The following is a 22619-nucleotide window of genomic DNA, read 5'->3' as shown; positions in this document are numbered from 1 at the left end:
TCTTCTCCGGTGAAACGGGGTTGTAGCTCACAAGCTTGAAAGGAGGTGATCCGATGTCTCATGGTTCAGTAGCGAGGTCGGTGAAGACCCCTACGGAGCATATTCGGTAGTTTCCTTTGCCGAGTAAGGCTTCGTGAGCGGCGCTTTGCGACCGCTGACCATGCGAAGGGCGATCCTCCTACGGGCGAGGGTCGCTCTTCTCATTTGTGCCTATCAAAACTTGCCCTAGGCGCGCTCTCCGATTACCCGCGCTGCCATGGATTTCGAGCACATTCCCCACCCCGCCCCCGTTCCCGGCGAGACCCGCCAGCAGGCGCTTCAGGACCCCGGTTTCGGCAAGCTGTTTACCGACCACATGGTCGTCATCGACTATGACGCGGACAAGGGTGGCTGGCACAAGGCGACGCTAGGTCCGCGCGAGGCGATCAGCCTCGATCCGGCCGCCGCCGTCCTGCATTATGCGCAAGAAATCTTCGAGGGCATGAAAGCCTATAAGCAGGGTGACGGCAGCCTTGCCCTGTTCCGCCCCGAACAGAACGCGCGTCGTTTCAACGAAAGTGCGCGCCGGATGGCAATGCCCGATCTGCCGGAAGAGCTATTTCTCGAGTCCATCCGCCAACTGGTCGCCGCCGACCGCGACTGGGTGCCGGGCGATCCCGATGGCTCGCTCTACTTGCGCCCCTTCATGTTCGCGTCGGAAGCCTTCCTCGGCGTGCGTCCGGCGCGGCAATACAAATACATCCTCATCGCTTCGCCCGTCGGCCCCTATTTCAAGGGCGGAGCGAAGCCGGTAAAAATCTGGGTCAGCCGCAACTTCACCCGCGCGGCTCCCGGCGGCACGGGCGCGGCCAAGACCGGCGGCAATTACGCCGCCAGCCTGGTCCCTCAGGCGGAGGGTATCGAGCACGGCTGCGACCAGGTCGTCTTCCTCGACGCGGTCGAGAAAAAGTGGATCGAGGAACTGGGCGGCATGAACCTGTTCTTCGTCTTCGACGACGGCACGGTCATCACCCCGCCGCTCACCGGCACGATCCTGCCCGGCATCACGCGCGACAGCCTGATCCAGCTGCTGCGCGAAGAGGGCTTGGCTGTGCGCGAGGAACCCTACAGCATCGACCAGTGGCGCGCCGATGCCACGACCGGCAAGCTGCTGGAGACGATGGCGTGCGGCACGGCTGCCGTGGTCACGCCGGTCGGCACCGTGCTCGGCCCCGATGGCGAATTCACCATCGGCAGCGGCGGCACCGGGCAGATGACCAACAAGATCCGCGAAAAGCTGGTCGGCATCCAGAAGGGCGCGGTCGAGGACACGCACGGCTGGACGATGAAGCTCTAGGCTTCGCCGCTGACCGACGGTTCCACGCCGCTGCATTTTCCTATCCGCTCGCGCATGGCGTCGATGAGCCAGCTGGTCGCAGGACCGGGGCGCGCATCGCGGCGCCACAGGGCGCTCAGCGTATAATGCGCGCCGGGTTTTTCAGGGAGGTCGAGCAAGCATAACCGCCCCTCGTCGATATCGCCGCTGACCATGTGGCGCGGCATGTTCCCCCAGCCGATGCCCTCTTTGAGCAGCGCGTGTTTCGCGCCGAGGTCGGCCAGCCGCCAGCTTTCGGGTGACAGGACCGAGAATTCGCGCCCCTCGGTGAGCGGCGAACGGTCGGTAAGGACGAGCTGCAAGTGCTTGCGGCTCTCCCCCGGTTCGATGCCCGCACGTGCAAGCGGGTGGTAGGGCGCGGCGACGGGGACGAGTTCGACCGACCCGATGGCCTGCCGTTCGAGTTCGGGATGGTCGGCCAGAACCGGCCCGCCGATGCCGAGGTCCGCGCCGCCCTCCAGCAGGCACGCCGCGACGGCCCCCAAAGCTTCGACCTGAAGGCGCAGCGCGACGGTCGGGAACATCACGCGGAAATCCCGCAGCACGCTGGCTGTGACCTCGCCCGGCAACATGACGTCGACCACCAGCGACACCTCGCTCTCCAGCCCAGCATGCAGGCTCTGTGTCTTGGCGAGGAGGTGGTCGATGCCGTCCGCCACCGCCTTGGCCTCGGTCAGCAAACCCCGCCCCTCCTCTGTCAGCACGGGCCGGCGCGATCCTTCGCGTTCGAACAGCGTCACGCCGAGTTGAGATTCCATCTGCGAAACGCCGTAGCTGACCGCCGAGACCGCCCTGCCCATCTTGCGCGCCGCCGCGCCGAAGCTGCCCTCCTCCGCCACGGCGAGGAAGATGCGCAATTGGTCGAGGCTCGGCTCGCCCAGCTTCATTGTTCGAATTTCCTGAACATCTTGGCGTGTTTTATCGCAGTTATCGGAACGCAGGGCAACGCCTAACTCTTGGTCCAACAGAGCAATCTCTTTGGAGACCAAGCATGATCGAACATCGCCCCTTCAACACGCTCGGCAAGGCCAACCACGGCTGGCTCGACGCGAACCACCATTTCTCCTTCGCCGGTTATCACGACCCTGCCCGCGTCAACTGGGGCGCGCTGCGCGTCTGGAACGACGATACCATCGCGCCCAAGAGCGGTTTTCCCACCCATCCGCACAGCGACATGGAGATCATCACCTATGTCCGCACCGGTGCCATCACGCACCGCGACAGCATGGGCAACGAAGGCCGCACCGAAGCGGGCGACGTGCAAGTCATGAGCGCCGGGCGCGGCGTGGCGCATTCGGAATTCAATCTCGAAGACGAGCAGACCACGCTGTTCCAGATCTGGATCATCCCGTCGGAGCGCGGCGGCGATCCCGGCTGGGGCGCGCGCCAGTTCCCCAAGGGCGACCGTGCAGGCCAGTTCGTTCCCCTCGCCAGCGGCGTCGCCAACGATGACGAGGCACTGCCGATCCGCACCGACGCCCGCGTGCTCGGCGCGACGGTGAAGGCCGGCGAAAGCGTGACCTACACCCCGCGCGACGCGGGACGCCACCTCTACCTCGTGCCCGCCACCGGCAGCATCCGCGTGGGCGATATCGAGGCGCAGGCCCGCGACGGCCTTGCCATCACCAAGGAAGACAGCATCACCATCACCGCGCTCGAGGACAGCGAACTCGTCCTCGTCGACGCGGCGTAAGCAGGAGAATTTTCATGACCAATATCCTCCACATCACCGCCAGCATCCGCGGCGACGAAAGCGTTTCGCGCAGTCTCGGCACCAAGCTGGTCGAGGGCCTCGCGGACAAGCAGGATGCAACTGTCGTCACCCGGGATCTTGCGAAGAACGACCTGCCCTTCATCGATGCGGAGCGTCACGCCGCCAACCTCGCCCCCTATGCCGAGCGTTCGGACGCGCAGCACGGCCTTGCGAAGATCGCCGACGAATTGATCGACGAACTCGAAGCGGCCGACACCATCGTGTTCAGCGTGCCGGTCTACAACTTCACCGTGCCCGCCACACTGAAAGCCTGGGCCGACCTCGTCGCCCGCGCAGGCCGCACGTTCCAATACACTGCGAATGGCCCCGAGGGCCTGCTGACCGGCAAGGAGGTCTACATCACGGCCGCGTCCGGCGGCACAGGCATGGGTAGCGAAATCGACTTCATGTCGCCCTGGCTGAAGTTCTTCCTCGGCTTCCTCGGCATGAAGGACGTCGAGCTTGTCGCAGCCGACGGGATCATGGGCGAAGGCGGCGAAGAGAAGATCGCCGAAGCGCATGAAGAGGTCGAAAAACTGGCGGCGTAAACCTGTCCCTCCCCCTCCCTTACGCGCCGATTACGTGCCGGAGAGTTGCTTTCAGCTTTCCGGCACGTTTCGTTTTAGGTCCTCAAGCCAGATATCGGCCACCGCGTCGCTGGGGGCACGCCAGTCTCCGCGCGGGGAGAGGGCGCCGCCCGCACTCACCTTCGGGCCGTTCGGCAGGGCGCTGCGCTTGAACTGGCTGAAGCCGAAGAAGCGTTTGACGAAGTTCTCCAGCCATTTGGCGATCGTCCCCAAATCGTAGGTGTTCTTGGCTTCTTCCGGAAAATCGATCGGCCATTGCCCGGCCTCCGCATCCTTCCACGCGTGCCACGCGAGGAAGGCGACATGGCTCGGGCTCTGGCCCCAGCGGATCACGTGGTGGAGGAAAAAGTCGTTGAGCTCGTAGGGCCCGATGATCGACTGGGTGGACTGGATCGACCCGTCCTCACCCGCGGGCACGAGTTCTGGGCTGATCTCCGTGTCGAGGATATCGAGCAGCACCTCGTCCACGCCCTCGTCGAACTGGCGCGTCGTGGTGGTCCAGCGGATGAGGTACTGGATCAGCGTCTTGGGCACGCCCGCGTTGACACCGTAATGGCTCATCTGGTCGCCGACGCCATAGGTGCACCAGCCCAGCGCGAGTTCGGACAGATCGCCTGTCCCGACCACCCAACCGCCATGCTGGCCGGCAAGGCGGAAGAGGTAGTCGGTGCGCAGCCCCGCCTGCACATTTTCGAAGGTCACGTCATAAACCGGCTCGCCATCGGCAAAGGCGTGGCCGATATTCTCAAGCATAAGCCGCGCGGTAGGGCGGATATCGATTTCCTCGGCCGTGATGCCGAAGGCCTCCATCAGCTTCCACGCATTCGACTTGGTGCCATCGGAGGTCGCAAAACCCGGCATCGTGTAGCCGCGAATGTCGGTGCGGGGACGGCCCAGTCGGTCCATCGCCTTGGCCGCCACAAGCAGCGCGTGCGTGCTGTCGAGACCGCCCGAAATGCCGATGGTGAGGCAGTTGGGCCGCGTCGCATCGATCCGGCGCATCAGACCGTCGACCTGGATGTTGAAGGCCTCGTAGCAGTCCTCGTCGAGCTTTTCCTTGCGGTTGGGCACGAAGGGGAAGCGGCGGACGGGGCGCTTCAGTCCGATGTCCTTCGGCGCATGGCCATGCTCGAAGCGCACGCGGCGATACCAATCCTCTGGACGGCCCGCGGCATCGGCGGCATCGCCCCAGGTCTGCATCCGCATGCGCTCGGCAAGAATGCGCCTGGTGTCGATATCCGCCACGCAGAGTTCGGGCGCGAGATCGAAGCGCACGCTTTCCACCAAGAGGTCGCCCAGCTCGTAGATCATGCCCTGCCCGTCCCATGCGAGGTCGGTCGTGCTCTCGCCATAGCCGCTGGCCGAATAGGCATAGGCGCAGACCGAGCGGCTGGAGCTGGCGCGGGTGAGCATGTGCCGCTCGTCCGACTTGCCGATCGTGATGTTGGAGGCGGACAGGTTTAGAAGAATCGTTGCCCCCGCCAGCGCGGCAAGCGTGCCGGGCGGATTGGGCGACCAGAAATCTTCGCAAATCTCGATGCCGAAGGTGAAGCCGGGCAGGTCGTCCGCCTCGAAGACGAGGTCGGTCCCGAAGGGCACGGTTTCCCCGCCCACCGCGATTTCCAGCCCCACGCATTCGCGCCCGTGGCTGAACCAGCGCTTTTCGTAGAATTCGCGGTAATTGGGCAGGTAGCTCTTCGGCACCACGCCGAGCAGGCGCCCGCGCGCGATCACGATTGCGCAATTGTAGATACGTCCGTTGCGGCGCAGCGGGGCTCCAATCACCATCGCGGGCGACAGGTCTTCAGAGGCGGTAACTATCTCGGCCAGATGCCGCTCTACCGCTTCCAGCATGGCGGTCTGCAGGTGCAAATCGTCGATGGCATAGGATGACAGGCTGAGCTCGGGATAGAGCAGCAGATCGACGCCTTGCGCGTGCGCTTTCTCCGCTTGTTCGATAATCCCTTGCGCGTTGTAGGCTACATCGGCGGTCCGCACCTTGGGCGTCGCCGTCGCCACGCGGACGAAGCCGTGCGTGTGGAGGTCGTAGAAGGGGTGCGTGTCGCTGGTCGCCATGGGTGTCGGTTTTTCCTGAAGTGGGGGCGCGGGTTCGAGCCAGTCGGCCGGCTCGCAGATGCCGAGCGCGGAAAGTTGCCGCTGGGCCTCGGCGCGCGCGATCCGGCCCTTGCTTTCCCAGCCGAATACGGTTTGCGTCTTGAAGCCGTGGCGCGCGGCGAACTCCTCTGCCGAAAGCGGAGGGGTTTGCGACTGGCGCCACTGTTTGATTTTGCGTCCCGCGAGATGCATGACAGGCGATTATCCCGAAAAGATAATCGAGGCAACTCCCGTCACGCTGCCGCGAGCAGTTCCGCCGCGCTGGGGCAGTCCTGGAGCAGGGCGATCAAGCCACGCTCCTCGCGTGTCAGCCAACGCGTGGCGCGCGGCAGTTGCAGGCCGTCGCGCCATTCCTCCTGCCGTTCGACCAGGTCGATGACGGCGGGGTGGATGTAGCTCTTGCGTGTGACGGCCGGGGTGTTGCCAAGCTGGCCAGCCACGCATTCGAGCAACGCTTTCATCGGCATTTTGCCCTCGCCGGTGCGCAGGCATTCGAAACCCATGACGCTGGCGTGCCAGGTGCGGAAGTTCTTGGCGGTGAAACGCTCGCCCATACAGGCTTCGAGATATTCGTTTACATCGCCCGAAGTCACGGCCTGCACATCGCCGTCCTCGTCGATATACTTGAACACGTTCTGACCCGGCAGGTCCTGCATCCTGCGCACGACGGTGGCGAGGCTGCCGTCGGTCAGCGTGACCTCGCGCATTTGCCCAGACTTGCCCTTGTAGCGCAGCTTGAGTGTCTTGCCGGTTACCTCGGCATGACGGCGGCGCAGGGTGGTCGCGCCGAAGCTCTTGTTCCGCTCGGCATAGCCTTCGTTACCAACGCGCACGGCGCCAAGGTCGAGCAGGCGTACGACGCTCGCCACCGCGCGTTCGCGGGTGAGCTTGCGCGCCTTCAGATCCTCTTCCACCTTCTTGCGCACAAGCGGCAGGAGGTTGCCGAAGGCGAGGCATTTGTCGAACTTCTCGCTCTCGCGCTGAGCGCGGAATTCGGGGTGGTAGCGGTACTGCTTGCGCCCCTTGGCATCGATGCCGGTGGCAAGGATGTGGCCGTTGGGCGCCGGGCAGAACCACGCATCGACATAAGCCGGCGGAAGGGCGATCGCGTTGAGCCGATTCTTCTCGGCCCGGTCGGTGATCAACGCACCTTGCGGATCGTAATAGGCCCATCCCTTGCCCGCACCCTTGCGGGTGATTCCGGGCAGCTGGTCGTCGACATAGATGAGCTTCGTCATGGCGAAGGGAAGAACCTTGGCGCGGGTGTATCCGTTCCCCATCTTGCGACGAACGGTTGGGCGTGAGACCCCTGCCCCAACAAGGAGATAGAGCTTGGCCGACCCCACCTACACCCCGCCCGAAGTCTGGAGCGCCGACACCGTGAGCGGCGGCAAGTTCGCCAGTATCAACCGGCCGACCGCCGGCGCGCGCGAGGAAAAGGAACTGCCCACGGGCGAGCACGACTTCCAGCTCTATTCGCTCGCCACGCCCAACGGGGTGAAGGCGACGATCATGTTCGAGGAACTGCTCGAAGCGGGCCATGCGGGCGCGGAATACGACGCCTTCACGATCAACATCGGCGATGGCGAACAGTTCGGGTCCGGCTTCGTCGACGTGAACCCCAACAGCAAGATCCCTGCCCTGCTCGACCGCAGCGGCGACACGCCCGTGCGCATCTTCGAAAGCGGCGCGATCCTGCTGCACCTCGCCGAGAAATTCGGCGCCTTCCTGCCCACCGACCATACCCGCGCCGAAGTGCTCAGCTGGCTGTTCTGGCAGGTCGGCAGCGGCCCCTTCATCGGCGGCGGCTTCGGCCATTTCTACGCCTACGCGCCGGAAAAGTACGAGTATCCGATCAACCGCTACGCGATGGAGACCAAGCGCCTGTTCGATGTCGCCGACCAGCGACTCGCGAAGAGCGAATATCTCGGCGGCGACGAATACACGATTGCCGATATCGCCTCCTGGCCCTGGCTCGCGCCGTTCGTGGAAGGCAAGATCTACAACGAGGCGAAGACCTTCCTTTCGATCGACGACTACGAGAACGTCGCGCGGTGGGCCAAACAGATTGCCGAGCGACCCGGCGTCAAACGCGGCCGGATCGTCAACAAGGCCTGGGGCGATGAGGACACGCAGCTCCTGACCCGCCATTCCGCCGCCGATTTCGAAGGCAAAAGGCTCTAGGCGAGCGCTTCGGCTAGGCGCTCCATGAAGCGAGCGCCTTCCTCGAACTGGGAAATCGCGATCCATTCGTCAGGCTGGTGCGCCTGCGCGATCGAACCCGGACCGCAGATCAGCGTCGGGAAGCCCGCCGCCTGGAACTGCCCGCCTTCCGCCGCATAAGCGACCTGCGAGGGCCGTGCGTTCTCGCCGGTGAGCGTGCGGACGAAGGCGACCGCTTCCTCGCTGCCCGCCGCGGTCATTGGCGGGGCCGAGGACAGCTGCTCCAGAGAGATCCCGGTCTGTGGGAAGCGCGCTTTCATTCCGGCATCCAGCTCGGCGCAGAGCTGGCGGAACGGGGCCAGCGTGGCCTGCGGGTCGACATCGGGCGGGCAGCGCAGGTCGAACACGAAGCGCGCGTGCCCGGCGAGGATATTGGCCGCCGTGCCGCCCTGCATCTCGCCGATGGTCAGCGTGGCCTGCGGCGGGTCGAACCCGTTGTCGCGAACCGCGTTCTCGGCGAGGCTCCTGGCAATTTGGTCCAGCTTCGCCATCAGCCGCACGGCGATCATGTTGGCGGAGATGCCGTGGTCGACCAGGGAACTGTGCGCCTCGTGCCCGCGGACGGTCACTTCGAAGACGCTGATGCCCTTGTGGCCGGTGATGATCCGCATGCTGCTCGGCTCGCCGATCAAGGCCAGCCGCGGTGCGGGAATTGTCGCGGCCATGCGCTCGATCATCGCGGGCGCGCCCTTGCAGCCGACCTCCTCGTCATAGCTGATGGCGAGGTGTACCGGCTTCGATCCGCGCACGAATCTCGGGACGTAGGCGAGCGCCAGCGCAAGGAAGCCCTTCATGTCGCAGGACCCGCGCCCGACATAACGTCCGCCTTCTTCGCGCAAGGTCCAGGGGTCGGCGCTCCAGTCCTGTCCCTCCACCGGCACAACGTCGCTATGTCCCGACAGGATCACTCCGCCTTCGACCGAGGGGCCGACCGTGGCGAAGAGATTGGCCTTTTCGCCGCTCTCGTTCGGCACCCGGGTCGAGGCCACGCCGTGCTCGGCAAGATAGGCCTCCACCCACTCGATCAGCGCCAGATTGCTGCGCGCCGAGGTGGTGTCGAAGGCGATCAGCGTTTCGAGAATCGAGCGGGCGGTCGCGTAATCGGTCATGGCATCGCTATCGACCATGCAATTGCTTACCGCCACCCCTTCACATTGTCGCTGCAGGCGCTATAGGAGCGCCCGCTGCTGGGGTGTAGCCAAGTGGTAAGGCAGCGGTTTTTGGTATCGCCATTCGCAGGTTCGATCCCTGCCACCCCAGCCAGCCTCCCCCATTTGCCAAAATCGTCCGCGTCGCTAAGCCTTGGTGCATGAGCCAACCGGACCCGCGCAAAACTCCCGTCATCATCGGCGTCGGCCAGATCAACGACCGCCCGGAGAATCCGGGCGACGGGCTCGATCCCATCGGCCTGATGGCTGCCGCGCTGAACCGTGCAGACCAAGACGCGGGCGGCGACTGGCTCGGAAATTGCGATTCGCTCAGCGTCGTCGCGCAGCTGGCCTGGCCGCAATTGAACCCGGTGGACGGCAAGCTGGCCGAGCATCTCGGCATCGATCCGGCGCACCGCTTGCAGACCGCCATGCCCAATGGCGACAGCCCTATCCTCCTCCTGCACGAGGCTGCCAACCGCATCGCGCGCGGCGAAGCCAGCGTGTGCGCGATAGTCGGCGGGGAGGCGCTGCGCACAGCGGCGAAGCTCGCCGCCATGAAGCCGCGCGAGGATGGCGAGAAACCCAACGCCCTGCGCGACGCGAGCCACCGCAAGCGCGCCGGCTATGCGCCGAGCTACGGCCTCGTCGTCCCGACCGATGTCTACCCGCTCTACGAGAACGCGGGCCGCGCGGCCAATGGCCAGAGCCTCGCGGAGGGGCAGTCCGAAAGCGGCGCGATCTGGGCGGACATGAGCGAGGTGGCGGCCGGTAACGACAGCGCGTGGCTGCGCGAGCCTGTGGCGGCTGAGGAGGTCATCACGCCCTCACCCGACAACCGGCCCATCGCGTTTCCCTATACCAAACTGCAGGTCGCCAATTCCTCGGTCAACCAGGGGGCGGGCTTCCTCGTAACCAGCCTAGCCGAAGCGCGGGATAGGGGCGTGCCCGAGGATCGGCTGGTCTTCGTGGGGCATGGTGCCGCCTGCCACGAGGACGGCAATTTCCTCACCCGCGACAGCTACGCCGCCTCGCCCAGCCTGGCGGTCTCGATCAAGCGCACGATGGCGCTGAACGAGGTAACCGCAAGCGATCTTGCGCATGTCGAGCTCTACTCCTGCTTCCCCTGCGTCCCCAAGATGGCTCGCCGCGTGCTGGGCTGGCCTCTGGATCGCCCCGCCACCGTCTTCGGCGGCCTGACGTTCGGCGGCGGCCCCATCGGCAATTACATGAGCCACGCCGTGGCGGAGATGGTGCTGCGCTTGCGGGGGACGACCGAAAAGGGCCTGCTTTTCGCCAATGGCGGCTACGCGACGCACAACCACACGATCTTGCTCTCGGGCACACCGACCGGGGCCGTCTTCCCGCAGGACTTCGACTACCAGCACGAAGCCGATGCGCAGCGCGGCGACGTGCCGCCGCTGGACGAAGACTATGCGGGTGAGGCCACGATCGAGACCTACACCGTGCACTATGCCCGCGACGGATCGCCGCGCTCCGGTGTCATCGTTGCCCGAACACCGACAGGTGCACGCACTCTTGCGCATGTCCCTGCCGAGGACGCAGCGATGATCGCCTTCCTTACTTCAGGCGATCAGGAGCCGGTGGGGCAGCCGGGCGAAATCCGCTCGCATGAAGACGGGCTTTCGCGCTGGACAAACCGCTAACGCCGATCAGCCCGGCAGGGTTAGCGGCCGCATCTCGTATTGCTGCTGCCACTGGTGGATGTCGGAAAGCATGATGTCTCCCAGCCTGCGCAGCCGGTCGACCAACCGGTCGTAGGAGAGCGTGTCCGCCTCCATCGCGGAACGCAGCTTGGCGAGCCGCCCCGCAATCGCCGCCGAACGTTCGGAGGTGGCGGCAAAATCGCCCTGCATTCGGATGCCGTAAAGTGCCGCGGCAAGCGCCGGGAAAAACGCCGTCGCCATGGTCACGATCTGGGTCATTCCAAGCCCTTCCCCCTTCACCAGACCGGGGGCGAAGAACTTCGCGGCGAGATAGGCGAGGCAGAACAGGATGGTGCAAACAAAGAGCCAGTCGCCCGCCTTGTGCAGGCGATGGTTGGCATGCTCCATCACATGCGCGTTCTTGCGGTGATAGGACAGCTGGTCGTCGATCAGCGCGAAAGCGGCATCGCGCACCTTGCCGAGATAGGCCTTGTCGAGCTCGCCTTGCGGCAATTCCAATTCGCGCGCGGTGGCGCGGGCGTACCAAGTCACCCAGCCGGGATGCGTCGTCCCATCCTCCACATCGCGCAGGGATAACCGTCCGAGCATTCCCGACATCGCCAGCAGGCGCAGCCGTTCAGCCAGATGCCTGCGGTCGATCCATATCTGGTGGAAGTTGCATTTCGTCCCGCGCCTTATGTTCACGATGATCAAGCCGATCACGATCAGCTCGGCGGTGATCAGCCAGACCTTGGCTTGCGGCGCGGCGATCCCTGCAAGCGCCAGCGCCACGGCCACGGCGGCAAGCGAGAAGTTGGTGACGAAAGTGCTGCGATATTGAAGCGCTGCCCCGCTCGCGCCGGCATCCGCCCGCCCGAAGCGGTCGAGCAGGTCACCGGTCAATTGCCTTCCGAATTTTCCGAGCTTTGCAAAAGGCGCGACGATGGGCGCGAAATAGTTCTCTTCCTCTTCTGCGCTTGGGTTGCGGAACTGCACTTCGCTCCACTTGCGTGCTCCGCAGGCGACCAGCAGCAGGGGCCAGGCAAAGCTCGTTTCGCGCCCGCTGGTTTCGCCGGAAAGGAATTGGTGCAACGCATCGAGTTCCCTCCCCTCGGGAGGCGTACACAGCGCCTCGATCACCGGGCCATAGGCCTTGGCGAGCGGGACGCGGTTGACCCCGTCGATGGAAGGGCGATCGGGAATTTCCTGATGCAGGCCGCTCCACAGGAGGATCGGCTCATGCGCCCCGTCGGGATTGATGTGGATGACCGGGATGTGGCGCGCGATGGCCTCGGCCACGATATCGGTGGTGCCGCCACGACCGCGCGCCGCCTCTCCGTCCCATATCGCGATGAGGATGTCGGCCTGCGCAAGCACCAGCCTGCCCACCGCCTCATAGGCCGCCTCGTCGCCGCCGGGATGATCGGTCAGCTCCAAGTTGCTGTCGGCTGCCGAGGCGAGCATTTCGGCCCCCTCCCAATCCTCTTCCGAGAAGTCCTTGCGATAGACCGATGCGGCAAAGGGCATGCAGGTCGAAAGCCCAATATCCTGGTCGAGCGCGGCCTCGGCAGCGACCGTATCGGCTCCCGATGCCAGCGCGGACACCAGCCGCACGAGCGGCTCCTCATCGGAAAACAGCTCGCCATGCGCGGCCTTGATCCGGGCAAGAATAGTCTTCGCCTCGGCAAAGATGTCGGCGCAGGCTTTGCGCGCCGCGTCATGATGTTCGAGCGCAAGGCGCGGAGGTCGATGGCCGGTGATGCCGAACCTCAGGACGAGCCGTGGCAGAAGGTCCTGCTGCGGTTCACCCGCCGTCGTATTCGCCATGTGCCGTCCCCCTCCCCAGGGCAGTGCTCGGGCATGGTCTGACCTAACTTGGCCGGATATGCCAGAATTTCTCCATGTAGATATAGGTGACGGACGCCGTCCATCCGACCATGACGAGGCCATTGAGGGCCTCTATCCCGCTGATAATGCGTAGCGCACCGGTCGGGAAAAGATCGCCGATACCCAGCGTCGTGTAGCTGGTGATCGAGAAATAGAAGGCGTCTTCGAGACTGTGTCCCCGCTCGCCGCCGATCGTGCCGAAACCGCCGACTTCCTCCAGCCCCAGATAGGCAAGCGCATAGAGAAGCGCGTGGATCATGTGCGATGACAGCGCGGCGACAAGCATGACGATGATGCGGGCGCGCGGGCTTATGCGAAGATGCGTCAGCCGCTGCGAGGTGAACCGCAAGGTCTCGTAGTGCACAGCAATGGTCGCGGCGACGAGAACCAGCGATATCGCCAGGGTGAACATCGGCGCAGATTACGCAAAACATCGGTTAAACTGCAAGCGACGCATGGCCACGCGCGCCGTTACGGCATGGCGACTTCCCAGATTGGGCGTTTTTCTATAGGTATTTGACCGAGGTCGCTTGGGGAGGCGAGGACTCGTGCGCGGTATATCTGCACATTCGATGGCCGGACTATGCCGGAAATGACCGCTTGAGCGGCTCGCCCACACGGGTTGCCGTCATCGGCGGCGGCTGCGCGGCGATGGCGCTGGCCTGGGAACTCTCGCGCCCCGAACATGACGGGAAATACGAGGTCACCGTCTACCAGGAAGGCTGGCGTCTTGGCGGCAAGGGCGCGTCGGGCCGCGGCGTTTCGGGCCGGATCGAGGAGCATGGCCTCCACATCTGGCTGGGTTTCTACGACAACTCCTTCCGCATGATGCGCGAGTGCCATGCCGAGCTCGAAGCCGCCGGCAAGGGCCATATCTACGGCGACTGGCGGGATGCGTGGACGCCCGAAAACGACATCGTCCTGCATTCCTCCGACGAGCGCGGCGGCTTTACCAGCTGGAGCGTGCATATGCCTGCACGCGCCGGCCTGCCCGGCGATCCGCTGCCGCCCGATACCGGCTTCTCGCTTCCGCATTACATGGCGCGGGCCTTCGAACTGCTGCAGGCGCTGGTGCTGGACACCAAGGTCGACGGCAAGACGCCGGTCACCGATTTCGAGCATCCTGCCTCGGGCGACATTTCGCACCGCCTCGCCCATCTTGCGCGCCTCGGCCGCTTTGCGGGAGCGGCGGCGCTGACCGAAGGTCTCGGCGTTCTGGCCGCGCTGTTACGATCGGTGACCCCAGCCAGTTCGGACGGGCTGCTCAAGGCGTCCGAGGGCATCTTGTCGCAGCTGCGGCAATGGGTCGAGGACCAATGGATCGCCGACGACCAGCATCGCTTCATGTGGGAAGTCGCCGATCTCACGGTGGCGACGATCACCGGCATGATCCGCTATGGCATCCTCACCGACGAGCGCGGGCTCGACGCAATCGACGATTACGAATGCCGCGAATGGATGCGCATCAACGGCGCTTCGATCAGGGCGCTGCAATCGCCCTTCCTGCGCGGCCTTTACGACCTGTCGATGGGCTATGAGAACGGCGACGAGAGCAAGCCTGCGCTGTCCGCCGGTCAGGGCCTGCGCGGAACCTTGCGCACCTTCTTCGGCTATCGCGGCGCCTTCATGTGGCGAATGCGCGCCGGCATGGGCGATGTCGTCTTCGCCCCGCTCTACACGACCATGCGCGACCGCGGGGTCAAGTTCGAATTCTTCCATCGCCTCACCAACACCGGCCTTTCCGAAGACGGCAGCCATGTCGCCAGCCTGACCTTCGACGTGCAGGCCGAAATCGAAGGCGGCGGCGAATACCAGCCGCTCGTGGACGTCGCGGGCAAGCCGTGCTGGCCGTCGAAGCCCGATTACGCGCAGCTCAAGGACGGCCAGACAGCGCAAGCGGAAGGCTGGCATTTCGAATCCCATTGGGACCGCCGCCGCGCGGGCACCAAAACCCTTCGCGTGACGGAGGATTTCGACTTCGTCGCGCTCACCGTCGGCGTCGGCGCTATTCCGCACGTTGCTTCGGAGATCGTCGCGCACGACCAGCGCTGGGCGGATATGTGCGTCCATGTGAAGACGGTCGCCTCGCAGGCCTTCCAGATCTGGATGGACGAGAGCCTCGAAGACCTCGGATGGCCGGGCCCCGCCTATATCACCGGCGCCTTCGCCAAGCCTTTCGACACCTGGTGCGACATGGCCCATGTCGTGCCGGAAGAGGCGTGGAAGACGCCGCCGGCTACCTCGGTCTATTTCTGCGCCGTCCTGCCCGATCCCGAAACCCCGCCGAGCGACGAGGACACCGACTATCTCTCGCTGCGAACCGAGGAGGTGCGCGCCAATGCGGAAGGCTTCCTGAAAGGGCCGGTGCGCGAGGTGTGGCCCGGCGCCTATGACGAGCACGGCCATTTCCGCTGGAACCTGCTCTCGGTGGCCGAGGAATATGGCGGCAACCGCAAGCTCAACGACGAAGGACGGTTCGCAACCCAGTACTGGCGCGCCAACGTCAACCCTTCCGACCGCTACGTAATCCATACGCCTGGCAGCTTCCGCTACCGCATCTCGCCGCTGGATCGCACTTACGACAATCTCACCATCGCCGGAGACTGGACCGACAGCGGCTTCCATTCCGGCTGTGTCGAGGGCGCGGTAATGTCGGGGCTGCTCGCCGCGCACGCCCTTTCCGGTTCACCCAGGCTCGAGGACATCACCGCCTATGACCACCCGTGATCCTTCCGCGCGCAAGACAACCCCGCAGGCCGAGCGCATGCGGCCCATCCGCAACGGGGCTAATGTCCGTGCGCGCGCTGCACCCCGCGCTCCCGCAGGCGATCCGGCTGCCAGCATGGACGAAGCCGTCGCCCAGGCGGTGCAGAGCAGCTACGACGTGCTCGACGAGGCCGTACGCCAGACCCGCAGCAGCATGGACCGGCTGGAGAAGGGCGATATGTCGATGGACGCGCTGCCCGGCGACATCGCCTCGATCTCGCTGAAAGCCATCGAAGTCGTGCGGCAACTTAGCACCTCGACGCTCAACCTGTGCGAGCAGATGGTCACCCAGATGAGCGCCGCGGCCGCCCCGCCACCGCCCGGCGAGGTCGCCGCGCAGGTCCCGCCCTTTCGCAGCACCATGCCGCAAAGGGCCAACCACGCGGAAGGCTCGATCAAAGCGCCGCGCGATGTCGACGAAATCGAGTTCGAGACGCATTTCACGGGTCACGGCAAGGCGGTAAGCCATTCCAGCCGCATGAAGAAGCCCATGCGCCCGACGCGCCCGGAAGAAATTCGTCCGACCAAACTCGAGCCGCAAGGCATCAAGGCCGAACCGCTCAAATGCACCGCCTTCACCGCCGCGGTCGGCGAGCGTCCCTCTGTCAGCATACGCATCCCGACAGACCAGCCGCCCGGCTTTTACTACGGCCTCATCATGGCTGAAGGGCAGGATGTGCCGCTCGGCGTGCTCACCATCGAAGTCCTCGCAGCCTCATGAACGCCGAGGCGCATCAGGGCTTCGACCGCCAGCACAGCGAGGCCGCGAGCCTTTTGCAGCGCTTCGGGCAGGAGACGCGCGTTTACCTCCAGCATTATCTCACCCCCGACACCGAAGCGCCCTATCTCGACGCTTTGCTGACCGAATATCCGAAACGCGGTGGCAAGATGCTGCGCCCCGGTATCTGTATCGCCAATGCGCTGATCTTTGGCGGCGAGCTGAAGCAGGCGGCGCGCTGCGCGGCGGCGGTCGAATTGCTCCACAACGCGCTGCTCATCCATGACGATGTGCAGGACGAGAGCGAATTTCGCCGCGGCCTGCCTACGCTGCACGCCCAGCACGGCGTCTCGCTGGCGATCAACGCCGGAGACGCCCTGCTCTTCACCGCCTTCCAGCCCCTGCTCGATGCCATTCGGCCGCTCGGCTCGGACGTCGGCAAGCGCGTGCTCGATGTCACCATTGCGATGGCCCGGCAGACCGCCGAGGGACAGGCGCTGGAACTGGGCTGGCGTGACCGGAACGTGCTCGACCTGACTGAAGCCGACTACCTGCGCATGGCACTGAAGAAGACCGCGTGGATGGGCATGATCTGGCCTGCCCAGCTCGGCGTGCTGATGGGCGCGCGCGGGCGCGTCGACCCGGCGCGGGTGGTGCGCTTCGGCCATTTCCTCGGCCTCGCCTTCCAGATCGAGGACGATCTGCGCAATCTCACCGACAACCCCGGCTACGGCAAGGAGCGCAACGGGGACCTCTACGAGGGCAAGCGCACGCTGATGCTGATCCATGTCCACGGGGCCTGCTCGGCGGAGGAGAAGGCGCGGCTCGAACACCTGCTCGGCCTGCCGCGCGCCGAACGGCCTGCGGAAGAGATCGATTGGCTCGCGGCCCTCATGGAGGAGCGCGGCTCCATCCGCCACGCGCGGCAGGTCGCCGATGCGATGGCGGGCGTGGCGATGATGGAATTTCGCACCGCCTATGACGGCCTGCCGCCGAGCGCCGAGCTCGACTTCCTCGAAATCCTGCCGAGCTGGGTATTCGACCGGCCATGAGCGGTCCGGTCCTCCTCTACGGCGCCAACGGCGTCACCGGCCTCGAAGTGGCGCACCATCTTGCCGGGAAGGTCGACCTCAAGCTTGCCGGACGCAATCCGGAGGCGATCCGTGCGATTGCCGAGGAACTGGGCGTGCCCTGGGTCGCCTTCGATCTCGACGACACCAAGGCCGCCGAGCGGCACGTCGGGGAGGCCAAGGCCATGCTCAACGCCGCCGGGCCCTTCAACGAGACCGCCGGCCACCTCGTGCGCGCCTGCACGGCGAACGGGACGCATTATCTCGACCTTGGTGGGGAATGGCCGGTCTTCAAGCAACTGAAGACACATGATCGCGAGGCGCGCGATGCGGGCGTTATGATCCTCCCCGGCATAGGCCTCACCGTCGCCGCGACCGACTGCCTGCTGAAGCGTGCGGTGGAGTTGTGGCCCGATACGGATCGCCTGTGCCTCGGCATTTCGCGCGCGCAGGTCATCTCGCGCGGGAGCGTCTCGACCGCTGCGCGTTTGCTCGATGCCGATGCGATGATCTGCCGCGACACGAAGCTCGAGCGCGTACCGGCAGGAAGCCTGAAGCGTCCGTTCGACTTCGGCAGCGGCCTCAGCGACTGCGTCGCGATGAGCTGGGCGGATGTCGTCACCGCCCCCGTCTCCACCGGCGTTGCCAATATCGAGGTCTACACCGAGATGAAATGGCACGAGCGCACCGCCTATCGCATGTCGGGCATCGGTATGCGTGTGACCGGAGAACGGCAGGCGCGCGAATTTGCCGACCAGCTATCGGTGGCCTGGCCGCGCTCGCCGTCGCCCGAAGCGCGCGAGAGGGCGCGTTTTGCCATGGTGGTCGAAGCGCTCGACAAGTGGCGGCGCGTAAGGCGGCTCAAGCTGCATACGCTCGACGGCTACACCGCCAGCGTGCTGTGCGCGGGCGAGGTGGTTCGCCGCGTCCTCGACGGCGAGGCTCCCGCCGGGTTCCAGACTCCTGCCAGCGCATTCGGGGCGCAGTTGGTCGTCGACGCCGGCGCGGGCGTGTTCGAGAGCCTTACCCCTGCCGAGACGGCGCCATGATCCGCGACGGGCCTTTCGTGCCCTACGTCCAGTCGGCAATCAGCCAGGACGTGCCGCCGCCCTATCACTTCCCCAATGTGCGGGTGAACACCTTCATCTGGCCGGCGGACATGGCCAAGGTGCAGGCCTATTGCGACACTTACCTCAATCTCGGCACTGCGGCCGAACGGGGCTTCCATTATCGCCCCCTCGCCGCCTGGCCTTACGCCACGCTGATGTTTCTCGATTACCCCGAGATGATCAGCTCGGCGCGCGACGTTTACGATTTCGGCGAGACGCCTTATCCTGACCGCGGGATCACCAGCCAGCGCGAGGCCTTCGTGGCCATTCCCGTCATTCGCTATGGCACCAACCCGCTGACCGCCATGACCCGCGCGGCGGTGGAATGGATTGTCCCGGTCATCGTGGTGAGCGAGCCGTGGTCGAGCGTGTGCGGGCGCGAAATGCTTGGGCTCGGCAAGCTCTTGGCCGAGATCGACTTCGGCGAGAACGAAGAGCCCGAGAGCTTTTTTGGCAAGGTCCGCCTGCCCGGCTGGAAGGACGGCGCGCCGCACGAGGTGCAGGCCTATCGCGAGTTCGTGACCGTCACCACCGGCGCGCCCATGCCGAGCGCCACGCCGCAGGGTGACGAGCAATCGCTCTATTCGCTATTCGACACCCCGCAAGCGGCCTCGCTCTTCGAGACCATGTCGAAGCTCTCCAACTTCGTGAATTTCGCCTCCCTCGGCACCATCCCCACCGTGATGCGCACCGTCGGACTCAAGCAATATCGCGATGCGAAACACCCGGACAAGGCCGTGTATCAAGCGCTGGTGACCTGCCGGTCCTATTTCTCCAACCTGCGCTCCATCGAGTTCTACAGCGAGCAGGACGTCGACATCAGCTTCAACAGCGAGGGTAGCTTCCGCCAGATCATCTCGACGCTGATTTCCAGCTCCAAGGTCGGCCTCGGCGCCACGATGAGCACCCATCCGGTCGCCGCCTTCCGCTTTTGCGCCGATATCGATTACGACCAGATGCGCGTGATCCACGAATTTCCCATCGATGGCATCGACGGCATCCAGCCGCGCGTAGCGCGCAGCGACCTTGCCGCCGCCTGGTTCCGGCCGATGAAGGGGCTGCTGGAAGGCCTGTTCAAGCGATGACCGACTTCGTCCCCTCCTTCTCCGACCAGTCGCTGATCCCGCCTTGGCGCACACTGCGCAGCCGGCACTGGGCTTTCGTCCTCGAAGTGCCGCGCCACTGCATGCAGGACTATCTCGACAGCCACCTCAACGCGCCGGGGCCCGATCCTTCGCCCTATCGCTACGAGGCGCTCGGCAAGCCGACCTACGGCATCCTGATGGTGACGGACCATCCGCAGTTTTCCTGCGCGGGCGGCCAGCGCGAAGGCTGGGACACGGTCGCCTTTCGCGAGCTGTTCTGGCAGTTTCCCGCCTATCGCTATGCGGTCGATGGCGACAACCTTGCTTCGCAGGAACCCGACCTCGTCTGGATCCAGCCCTTCTACCTCGTCGACAATTCGACCGTCATGTTCGCCAGCCGCGAGATCTGGGGCAGCGAGAAACAGATGGCGGACATCGGGTTCGAGACCGGCGACAAGACCGACGAATTGCATCTCGACGTGGCCATACAGGGCTTCACAAAGTTCAAGCCGCGCTCGCGCTCGCACTCGATCGGCGTGCTGCGCATCAATCTCGATCCCGGAACCGAAGCGGTCGATTACGACGCGATGATTGCTCATGCGGACGCGCATGGCGAGGCCCGGCAATTGCTGGATGAATGGGGCAGCGCCATCCCGGGACTTGGGGGCGACAAGGACAAGCCTGCCCACGGCGTGCATATCGATACGCTCAAGCAATTCCGCGATGCGTTCGATATGCGGGTGGCCGCCTATCGCGCCATCATCGCCTCGCGCGCAACGCATGAAAACGTGCAGGGACTTCGCTATTTCCGGGGCTCGGACGTCGATCTGGCTTTCGCCTGGTCAGACACGATGCGCGAGCAGCTAAAGACGCTTTTCGATATCGACGAACCTTCCGCCGCCGAGGAAGACTTCGCCTTCACCGATGCTGATGCCACGCCTTCGGAACTGGCCACCGACTGGCACCTGCCGATCATTCGCAAGGACGTGGTTCTCGCCCTCGCCTTTCAGTCGGACGCCAAATTCGAGGTGCTGGAAACGCTGCACACCTATGGTGCGGGCATTTTTTCTCCCTGAGCCGCTTCCAGCGAGGCTTCGACCTCGGCGCGGAAATCATACTCCACCCAATCCTCGCAATCGGGCCATTTGCCGGTGCTCTTCCAGTACTCCGAAAAGCCCAGCCGCGTGCATAAATGCACGAAACGCGGCTTTTGCAGCACCTTGCTCCACGGCCCCATGATCGTGCCGGGGAAGTAGGCGCTCGGCCGCGCGCCATCGGGGTTGAAAACGAAATCGTAGGAGGCGCGCTCGGCCATATCGAGCGCTTCGTCAGGCAATCCGAATTCGCCGATCGACACCACGAGATTGAGCGGCAGGTGCCCGGTCTTGTCGAGATATTCGCGGTACCGCGTCATCCGCCGGTCAATTAGCTCGGGGTCCTTGGTGCGCACCGCCTGCGCAAAGGCAAGCGCGGCGCGCATGTCGCGGCTCTGCCATTCGTTGAGCTGGCCGACATCGGGGACCGCCCTGTCGAAGGCGTCCCAATAGCCGAGCGTGCCGGCGGTGTTGACCAGCGAGATCAGGATCCCGGGGTTGTCGGGCCATTGCCGGTGAAGCTGTTCGTGCATCGCCACGCAGATGTCGATATCGCCGACGTAGGCGCGCATCTGCGCCACGTTGAGCCGCGCGGACGGCATGAGCGGATTGAGCTCGCACGCCCTCTCGGCATAGCGCAGCCCGTCGCGGAACCGCCCGACGCTCCAGCAGAAGGTGCTCATATCGGTCAGCGCCGCCGTATCGCGCGGCGAGACTTCCAGCGCCTTCAGCAGCAGCGCCTCGCGCTCCGCATAGGCGCCCCAGGGTTCAAGCATGGCGAGCGCGACATAGGCGCCCCCGCTCTTGGCATCGAGCCTGAGCGCGGTCTTCGCCGCCTCGATCACGCCGTCACGCCCGATGTGATAGGCCTTGTCGTAGCGGCCCGATCGCAGCGTCCAGGCGCGGCATTCGGCGAGGCTTTCCCACGCCGGCGCGAAATTGGGCGCGGCCTCCACCACCCGTTCCAGCAGCGGGATCGATTCGCGATAGGCATCGTCGAACAAGGGATCGCCTTCGGCCATGATGCCGCGAGCGCGCATGTAGGCTTCGTAGGAAGCGGGATCGAGCGCCTCCTCCTTGTGCGCAGGGGTTAGCGCCACCTTCAGCGCTTCGGCCACCTTCTCCGCTATGCGTTCCTGGAGATCGAAGACATCGTCGAGTTCGCCGTCGAACCGATCGGCCCAGATGGCGCTGCGCGTGGTGCATTCGACCAGTTCGGCGCTGATCCGCACCCGGTTCTGCGCCCGCCGGACCGACCCGTCGAGGAGGTGCGTTGCGCCAAGCGCCGAGGCGACGCGCGCTGTGTCCTTGTCCGCACCGCGAAACTGGAAGCTGGACGCGCGGGCGACAACCTTGAGGCTGCTGCCGCTCGCCACGGTGCGCTGAATTTCTTCCGAGATGCCATCGCAGAAAAAGTCGAGTTCGGCATCGGCGCTGAAATTGTCGAAGGGCATTACTGCCAGCAGCGGGTCGCGCGATGTCGGGCGAGCGAACTCCTGACCCAGGCCCGGCAAGGTATCCGCGCCGGTCCCCGCCAAGTCCTCCACGGAGGCGACGATCTTGCGCCAGGGGGCCGCGGTGATGTCGCCCGACCAGCCTATACCCTGCTCGCAATGCACGCGATTGAACGGAAAAGGCGGAATCGTCCCGTCGAGGCTGAACTGCACCAGCTTGCCCTGCTCATGCGCCAAATCAGCCTCGGCCAGCACCCAACGCGACCGCCGCGCGTCGTCCGACCACACGACGAGCACCGCATCGACCTCGCGCAGCTTCTCCTCGATGACAACCGAAAATTCGCGATGCGCGGGCAAGGCGTCGTCGATCCAGACTTCATACCCCTCCTCGCGCAAGCCGCGTGCAGCCGCCTGCGCCTGCTCGGCCGTGGACCGTGCGTAGGAGATGAAGATTTCAGCCAAGCTAGCCTCCCCGGCATTGGGCGAGCAGCCTTGCTATACGCGAGATCGGTAACGCGCAATGCAACAGCGCCGCGCGCGCGCCGGCGGCGGGAAGCGTTGCGATCCG

At 65.0% G+C, this 22619-nt stretch carries 18 protein-coding genes and 1 tRNA gene; 12 read left to right on the top strand and 7 right to left on the bottom strand.

Annotated features, from left to right (window positions below; all coding sequences use genetic code 11):
* Positions 1 to 256 precede the first annotated feature (256 nt).
* Entirely contained in the window at positions 257 to 1336 is a 1080-nt protein-coding gene (locus K3148_RS10895) for a branched-chain amino acid aminotransferase (RefSeq protein WP_221424816.1), read from the top strand.
* Here K3148_RS10895 and K3148_RS10890 read toward each other — a convergent pair.
* Positions 1333 to 2262: a LysR family transcriptional regulator gene (locus tag K3148_RS10890; RefSeq protein WP_221424815.1), complete on the bottom strand. Its 930-nt coding sequence runs from the start codon at positions 2260 to 2262 to the stop codon at positions 1333 to 1335. The two genes, K3148_RS10895 and K3148_RS10890, sit on opposite strands and share 4 nt — an antisense overlap.
* Positions 2263 to 2366: 104 nt before the next feature.
* Between K3148_RS10890 and K3148_RS10885 the strand changes: the two genes are divergently transcribed.
* Complete coding sequence (locus K3148_RS10885; protein ID WP_221424814.1) at positions 2367 to 3068, top strand: pirin family protein; 702 nt, start codon at positions 2367 to 2369, stop codon at positions 3066 to 3068.
* Between the two features lie 14 nt (positions 3069 to 3082).
* Complete coding sequence (locus tag K3148_RS10880; RefSeq protein ID WP_221424813.1) at positions 3083 to 3676, top strand: FMN-dependent NADH-azoreductase; 594 nt, start codon at positions 3083 to 3085, stop codon at positions 3674 to 3676.
* A gap of 51 nt (positions 3677 to 3727) precedes the next feature.
* Here K3148_RS10880 and K3148_RS10875 read toward each other — a convergent pair whose 3' ends face one another.
* Together K3148_RS10875 and K3148_RS10870 are read right to left on the bottom strand one after the other, a co-directional pair.
* Complete coding sequence (locus K3148_RS10875) at positions 3728 to 5791, bottom strand: NAD(+) synthase (protein ID WP_221426695.1); 2064 nt, start codon at positions 5789 to 5791, stop codon at positions 3728 to 3730.
* A gap of 272 nt (positions 5792 to 6063) precedes the next feature.
* Positions 6064 to 7068, bottom strand: coding sequence for a DNA topoisomerase IB (locus tag K3148_RS10870; RefSeq protein WP_247711554.1), 1005 nt, complete (start codon positions 7066 to 7068; stop codon positions 6064 to 6066).
* Positions 7069 to 7162: 94 nt separating this feature from the next.
* Here K3148_RS10870 and yghU point away from each other — a divergent pair, with 94 nt between their 5' ends.
* A complete protein-coding gene (gene yghU / locus K3148_RS10865) occupies positions 7163 to 8014 on the top strand; it encodes a glutathione-dependent disulfide-bond oxidoreductase (RefSeq protein ID WP_221424811.1) in 852 nt (283 codons plus the stop codon).
* Here the strand turns inward: yghU and argE are convergent.
* Positions 8011 to 9162, bottom strand: coding sequence for an acetylornithine deacetylase (argE, locus tag K3148_RS10860; protein WP_221424810.1), 1152 nt, complete (start codon positions 9160 to 9162; stop codon positions 8011 to 8013). The genes yghU and argE overlap by 4 nt on opposite strands.
* A 79-nt stretch (positions 9163 to 9241) precedes the next feature.
* On the opposite strand from argE, the gene K3148_RS10855 reads away from it, so the two are divergent.
* Both K3148_RS10855 and K3148_RS10850 read left to right on the top strand, forming a co-directional pair.
* Positions 9242 to 9316, top strand: a tRNA-Gln gene (locus K3148_RS10855).
* 46 nt (positions 9317 to 9362) lie between these two features.
* A complete protein-coding gene (locus K3148_RS10850) occupies positions 9363 to 10868 on the top strand; it encodes an acetyl-CoA acetyltransferase (protein WP_221424809.1) in 1506 nt (501 codons plus the stop codon).
* A gap of 6 nt (positions 10869 to 10874) precedes the next feature.
* Here K3148_RS10850 and K3148_RS10845 read toward each other — a convergent pair whose 3' ends face one another.
* Together K3148_RS10845 and K3148_RS10840 are read right to left on the bottom strand one after the other, a co-directional pair.
* Entirely contained in the window at positions 10875 to 12695 is a 1821-nt protein-coding gene (locus K3148_RS10845; RefSeq protein WP_221424808.1) for a hypothetical protein, read from the bottom strand.
* A gap of 43 nt (positions 12696 to 12738) precedes the next feature.
* A complete protein-coding gene (locus K3148_RS10840) occupies positions 12739 to 13167 on the bottom strand; it encodes a potassium channel family protein (RefSeq protein ID WP_221424807.1) in 429 nt (142 codons plus the stop codon).
* A 188-nt stretch (positions 13168 to 13355) separates the two neighbouring features.
* Here K3148_RS10840 and K3148_RS10835 point away from each other — a divergent pair, with 188 nt between their 5' ends.
* From K3148_RS10835 to K3148_RS10810, 6 genes are read left to right on the top strand one after another with little or no spacing between them, the layout of a single operon-like run.
* On the top strand, positions 13356 to 15482 hold the full coding sequence (locus K3148_RS10835; RefSeq protein ID WP_247711553.1) for an FAD-dependent oxidoreductase: 2127 nt from the start codon (positions 13356 to 13358) through the stop codon (positions 15480 to 15482).
* Positions 15469 to 16242, top strand: a complete 774-nt coding sequence (locus K3148_RS10830) for a hypothetical protein (RefSeq protein ID WP_221424806.1) — start codon at positions 15469 to 15471, stop codon at positions 16240 to 16242. Before K3148_RS10835 ends, K3148_RS10830 begins: the two co-directional genes overlap by 14 nt.
* Positions 16239 to 17291, top strand: a complete 1053-nt coding sequence (locus tag K3148_RS10825) for a polyprenyl synthetase family protein (RefSeq protein ID WP_221424805.1) — start codon at positions 16239 to 16241, stop codon at positions 17289 to 17291. Before K3148_RS10830 ends, K3148_RS10825 begins: the two co-directional genes overlap by 4 nt.
* Entirely contained in the window at positions 17288 to 18358 is a 1071-nt protein-coding gene (locus K3148_RS10820) for a saccharopine dehydrogenase family protein (protein WP_221424804.1), read from the top strand. The genes K3148_RS10825 and K3148_RS10820 overlap by 4 nt, the downstream gene beginning before the upstream one ends.
* On the top strand, positions 18355 to 19503 hold the full coding sequence (locus tag K3148_RS10815) for an acetoacetate decarboxylase family protein (protein ID WP_221424803.1): 1149 nt from the start codon (positions 18355 to 18357) through the stop codon (positions 19501 to 19503). Before K3148_RS10820 ends, K3148_RS10815 begins: the two co-directional genes overlap by 4 nt.
* Positions 19500 to 20579 (top strand): hypothetical protein, encoded by a 1080-nt coding sequence (locus tag K3148_RS10810; protein WP_221424802.1) that lies wholly within the window; start codon positions 19500 to 19502, stop codon positions 20577 to 20579. The genes K3148_RS10815 and K3148_RS10810 overlap by 4 nt, the downstream gene beginning before the upstream one ends.
* Here the strand turns inward: K3148_RS10810 and K3148_RS10805 are convergent.
* On the bottom strand, positions 20552 to 22513 hold the full coding sequence (locus tag K3148_RS10805) for a TIR domain-containing protein (protein WP_221424801.1): 1962 nt from the start codon (positions 22511 to 22513) through the stop codon (positions 20552 to 20554). The genes K3148_RS10810 and K3148_RS10805 overlap by 28 nt on opposite strands.
* Between the last annotated feature and the right edge of the window lie 106 nt (positions 22514 to 22619).

Origin of the sequence: Qipengyuania aurantiaca, assembly GCF_019711375.1 — a bacterium.
Lineage (GTDB): Bacteria > Pseudomonadota > Alphaproteobacteria > Sphingomonadales > Sphingomonadaceae > Qipengyuania > Qipengyuania aurantiaca.
Note: the sequence above shows the minus strand (reverse complement) of the source record. Positions and strands in the feature narration are given on the sequence as shown.

Excerpts from the sequence above, each read along its gene's own strand:
- K3148_RS10895 (WP_221424816.1), top strand. The coding sequence starts at position 257 with ATGGATTTCGAGCACATTCCCCACCCCGCCCCCGTTCCCGGCGAGACC.
- K3148_RS10830 (WP_221424806.1), top strand. The coding sequence starts at position 15,469 with ATGACCACCCGTGATCCTTCCGCGCGCAAGACAACCCCGCAGGCCGAG.
- K3148_RS10840 (WP_221424807.1), bottom strand. The coding sequence starts at position 13,167 with ATGTTCACCCTGGCGATATCGCTGGTTCTCGTCGCCGCGACCATTGCT.
- K3148_RS10815 (WP_221424803.1), top strand. The coding sequence starts at position 18,355 with ATGATCCGCGACGGGCCTTTCGTGCCCTACGTCCAGTCGGCAATCAGC.
- argE (WP_221424810.1), bottom strand. The coding sequence starts at position 9,162 with ATGACCGATTACGCGACCGCCCGCTCGATTCTCGAAACGCTGATCGCC.
- K3148_RS10820 (WP_221424804.1), top strand. The coding sequence starts at position 17,288 with ATGAGCGGTCCGGTCCTCCTCTACGGCGCCAACGGCGTCACCGGCCTC.
- K3148_RS10845 (WP_221424808.1), bottom strand. The coding sequence starts at position 12,695 with ATGGCGAATACGACGGCGGGTGAACCGCAGCAGGACCTTCTGCCACGG.
- K3148_RS10875 (WP_221426695.1), bottom strand. The coding sequence starts at position 5,791 with ATGGCGACCAGCGACACGCACCCCTTCTACGACCTCCACACGCACGGC.
- K3148_RS10825 (WP_221424805.1), top strand. The coding sequence starts at position 16,239 with ATGAACGCCGAGGCGCATCAGGGCTTCGACCGCCAGCACAGCGAGGCC.
- K3148_RS10890 (WP_221424815.1), bottom strand. The coding sequence starts at position 2,262 with ATGAAGCTGGGCGAGCCGAGCCTCGACCAATTGCGCATCTTCCTCGCC.
- K3148_RS10850 (WP_221424809.1), top strand. The coding sequence starts at position 9,363 with ATGAGCCAACCGGACCCGCGCAAAACTCCCGTCATCATCGGCGTCGGC.
- K3148_RS10870 (WP_247711554.1), bottom strand. The coding sequence starts at position 7,068 with ATGACGAAGCTCATCTATGTCGACGACCAGCTGCCCGGAATCACCCGC.
- K3148_RS10810 (WP_221424802.1), top strand. The coding sequence starts at position 19,500 with ATGACCGACTTCGTCCCCTCCTTCTCCGACCAGTCGCTGATCCCGCCT.
- K3148_RS10885 (WP_221424814.1), top strand. The coding sequence starts at position 2,367 with ATGATCGAACATCGCCCCTTCAACACGCTCGGCAAGGCCAACCACGGC.
- K3148_RS10880 (WP_221424813.1), top strand. The coding sequence starts at position 3,083 with ATGACCAATATCCTCCACATCACCGCCAGCATCCGCGGCGACGAAAGC.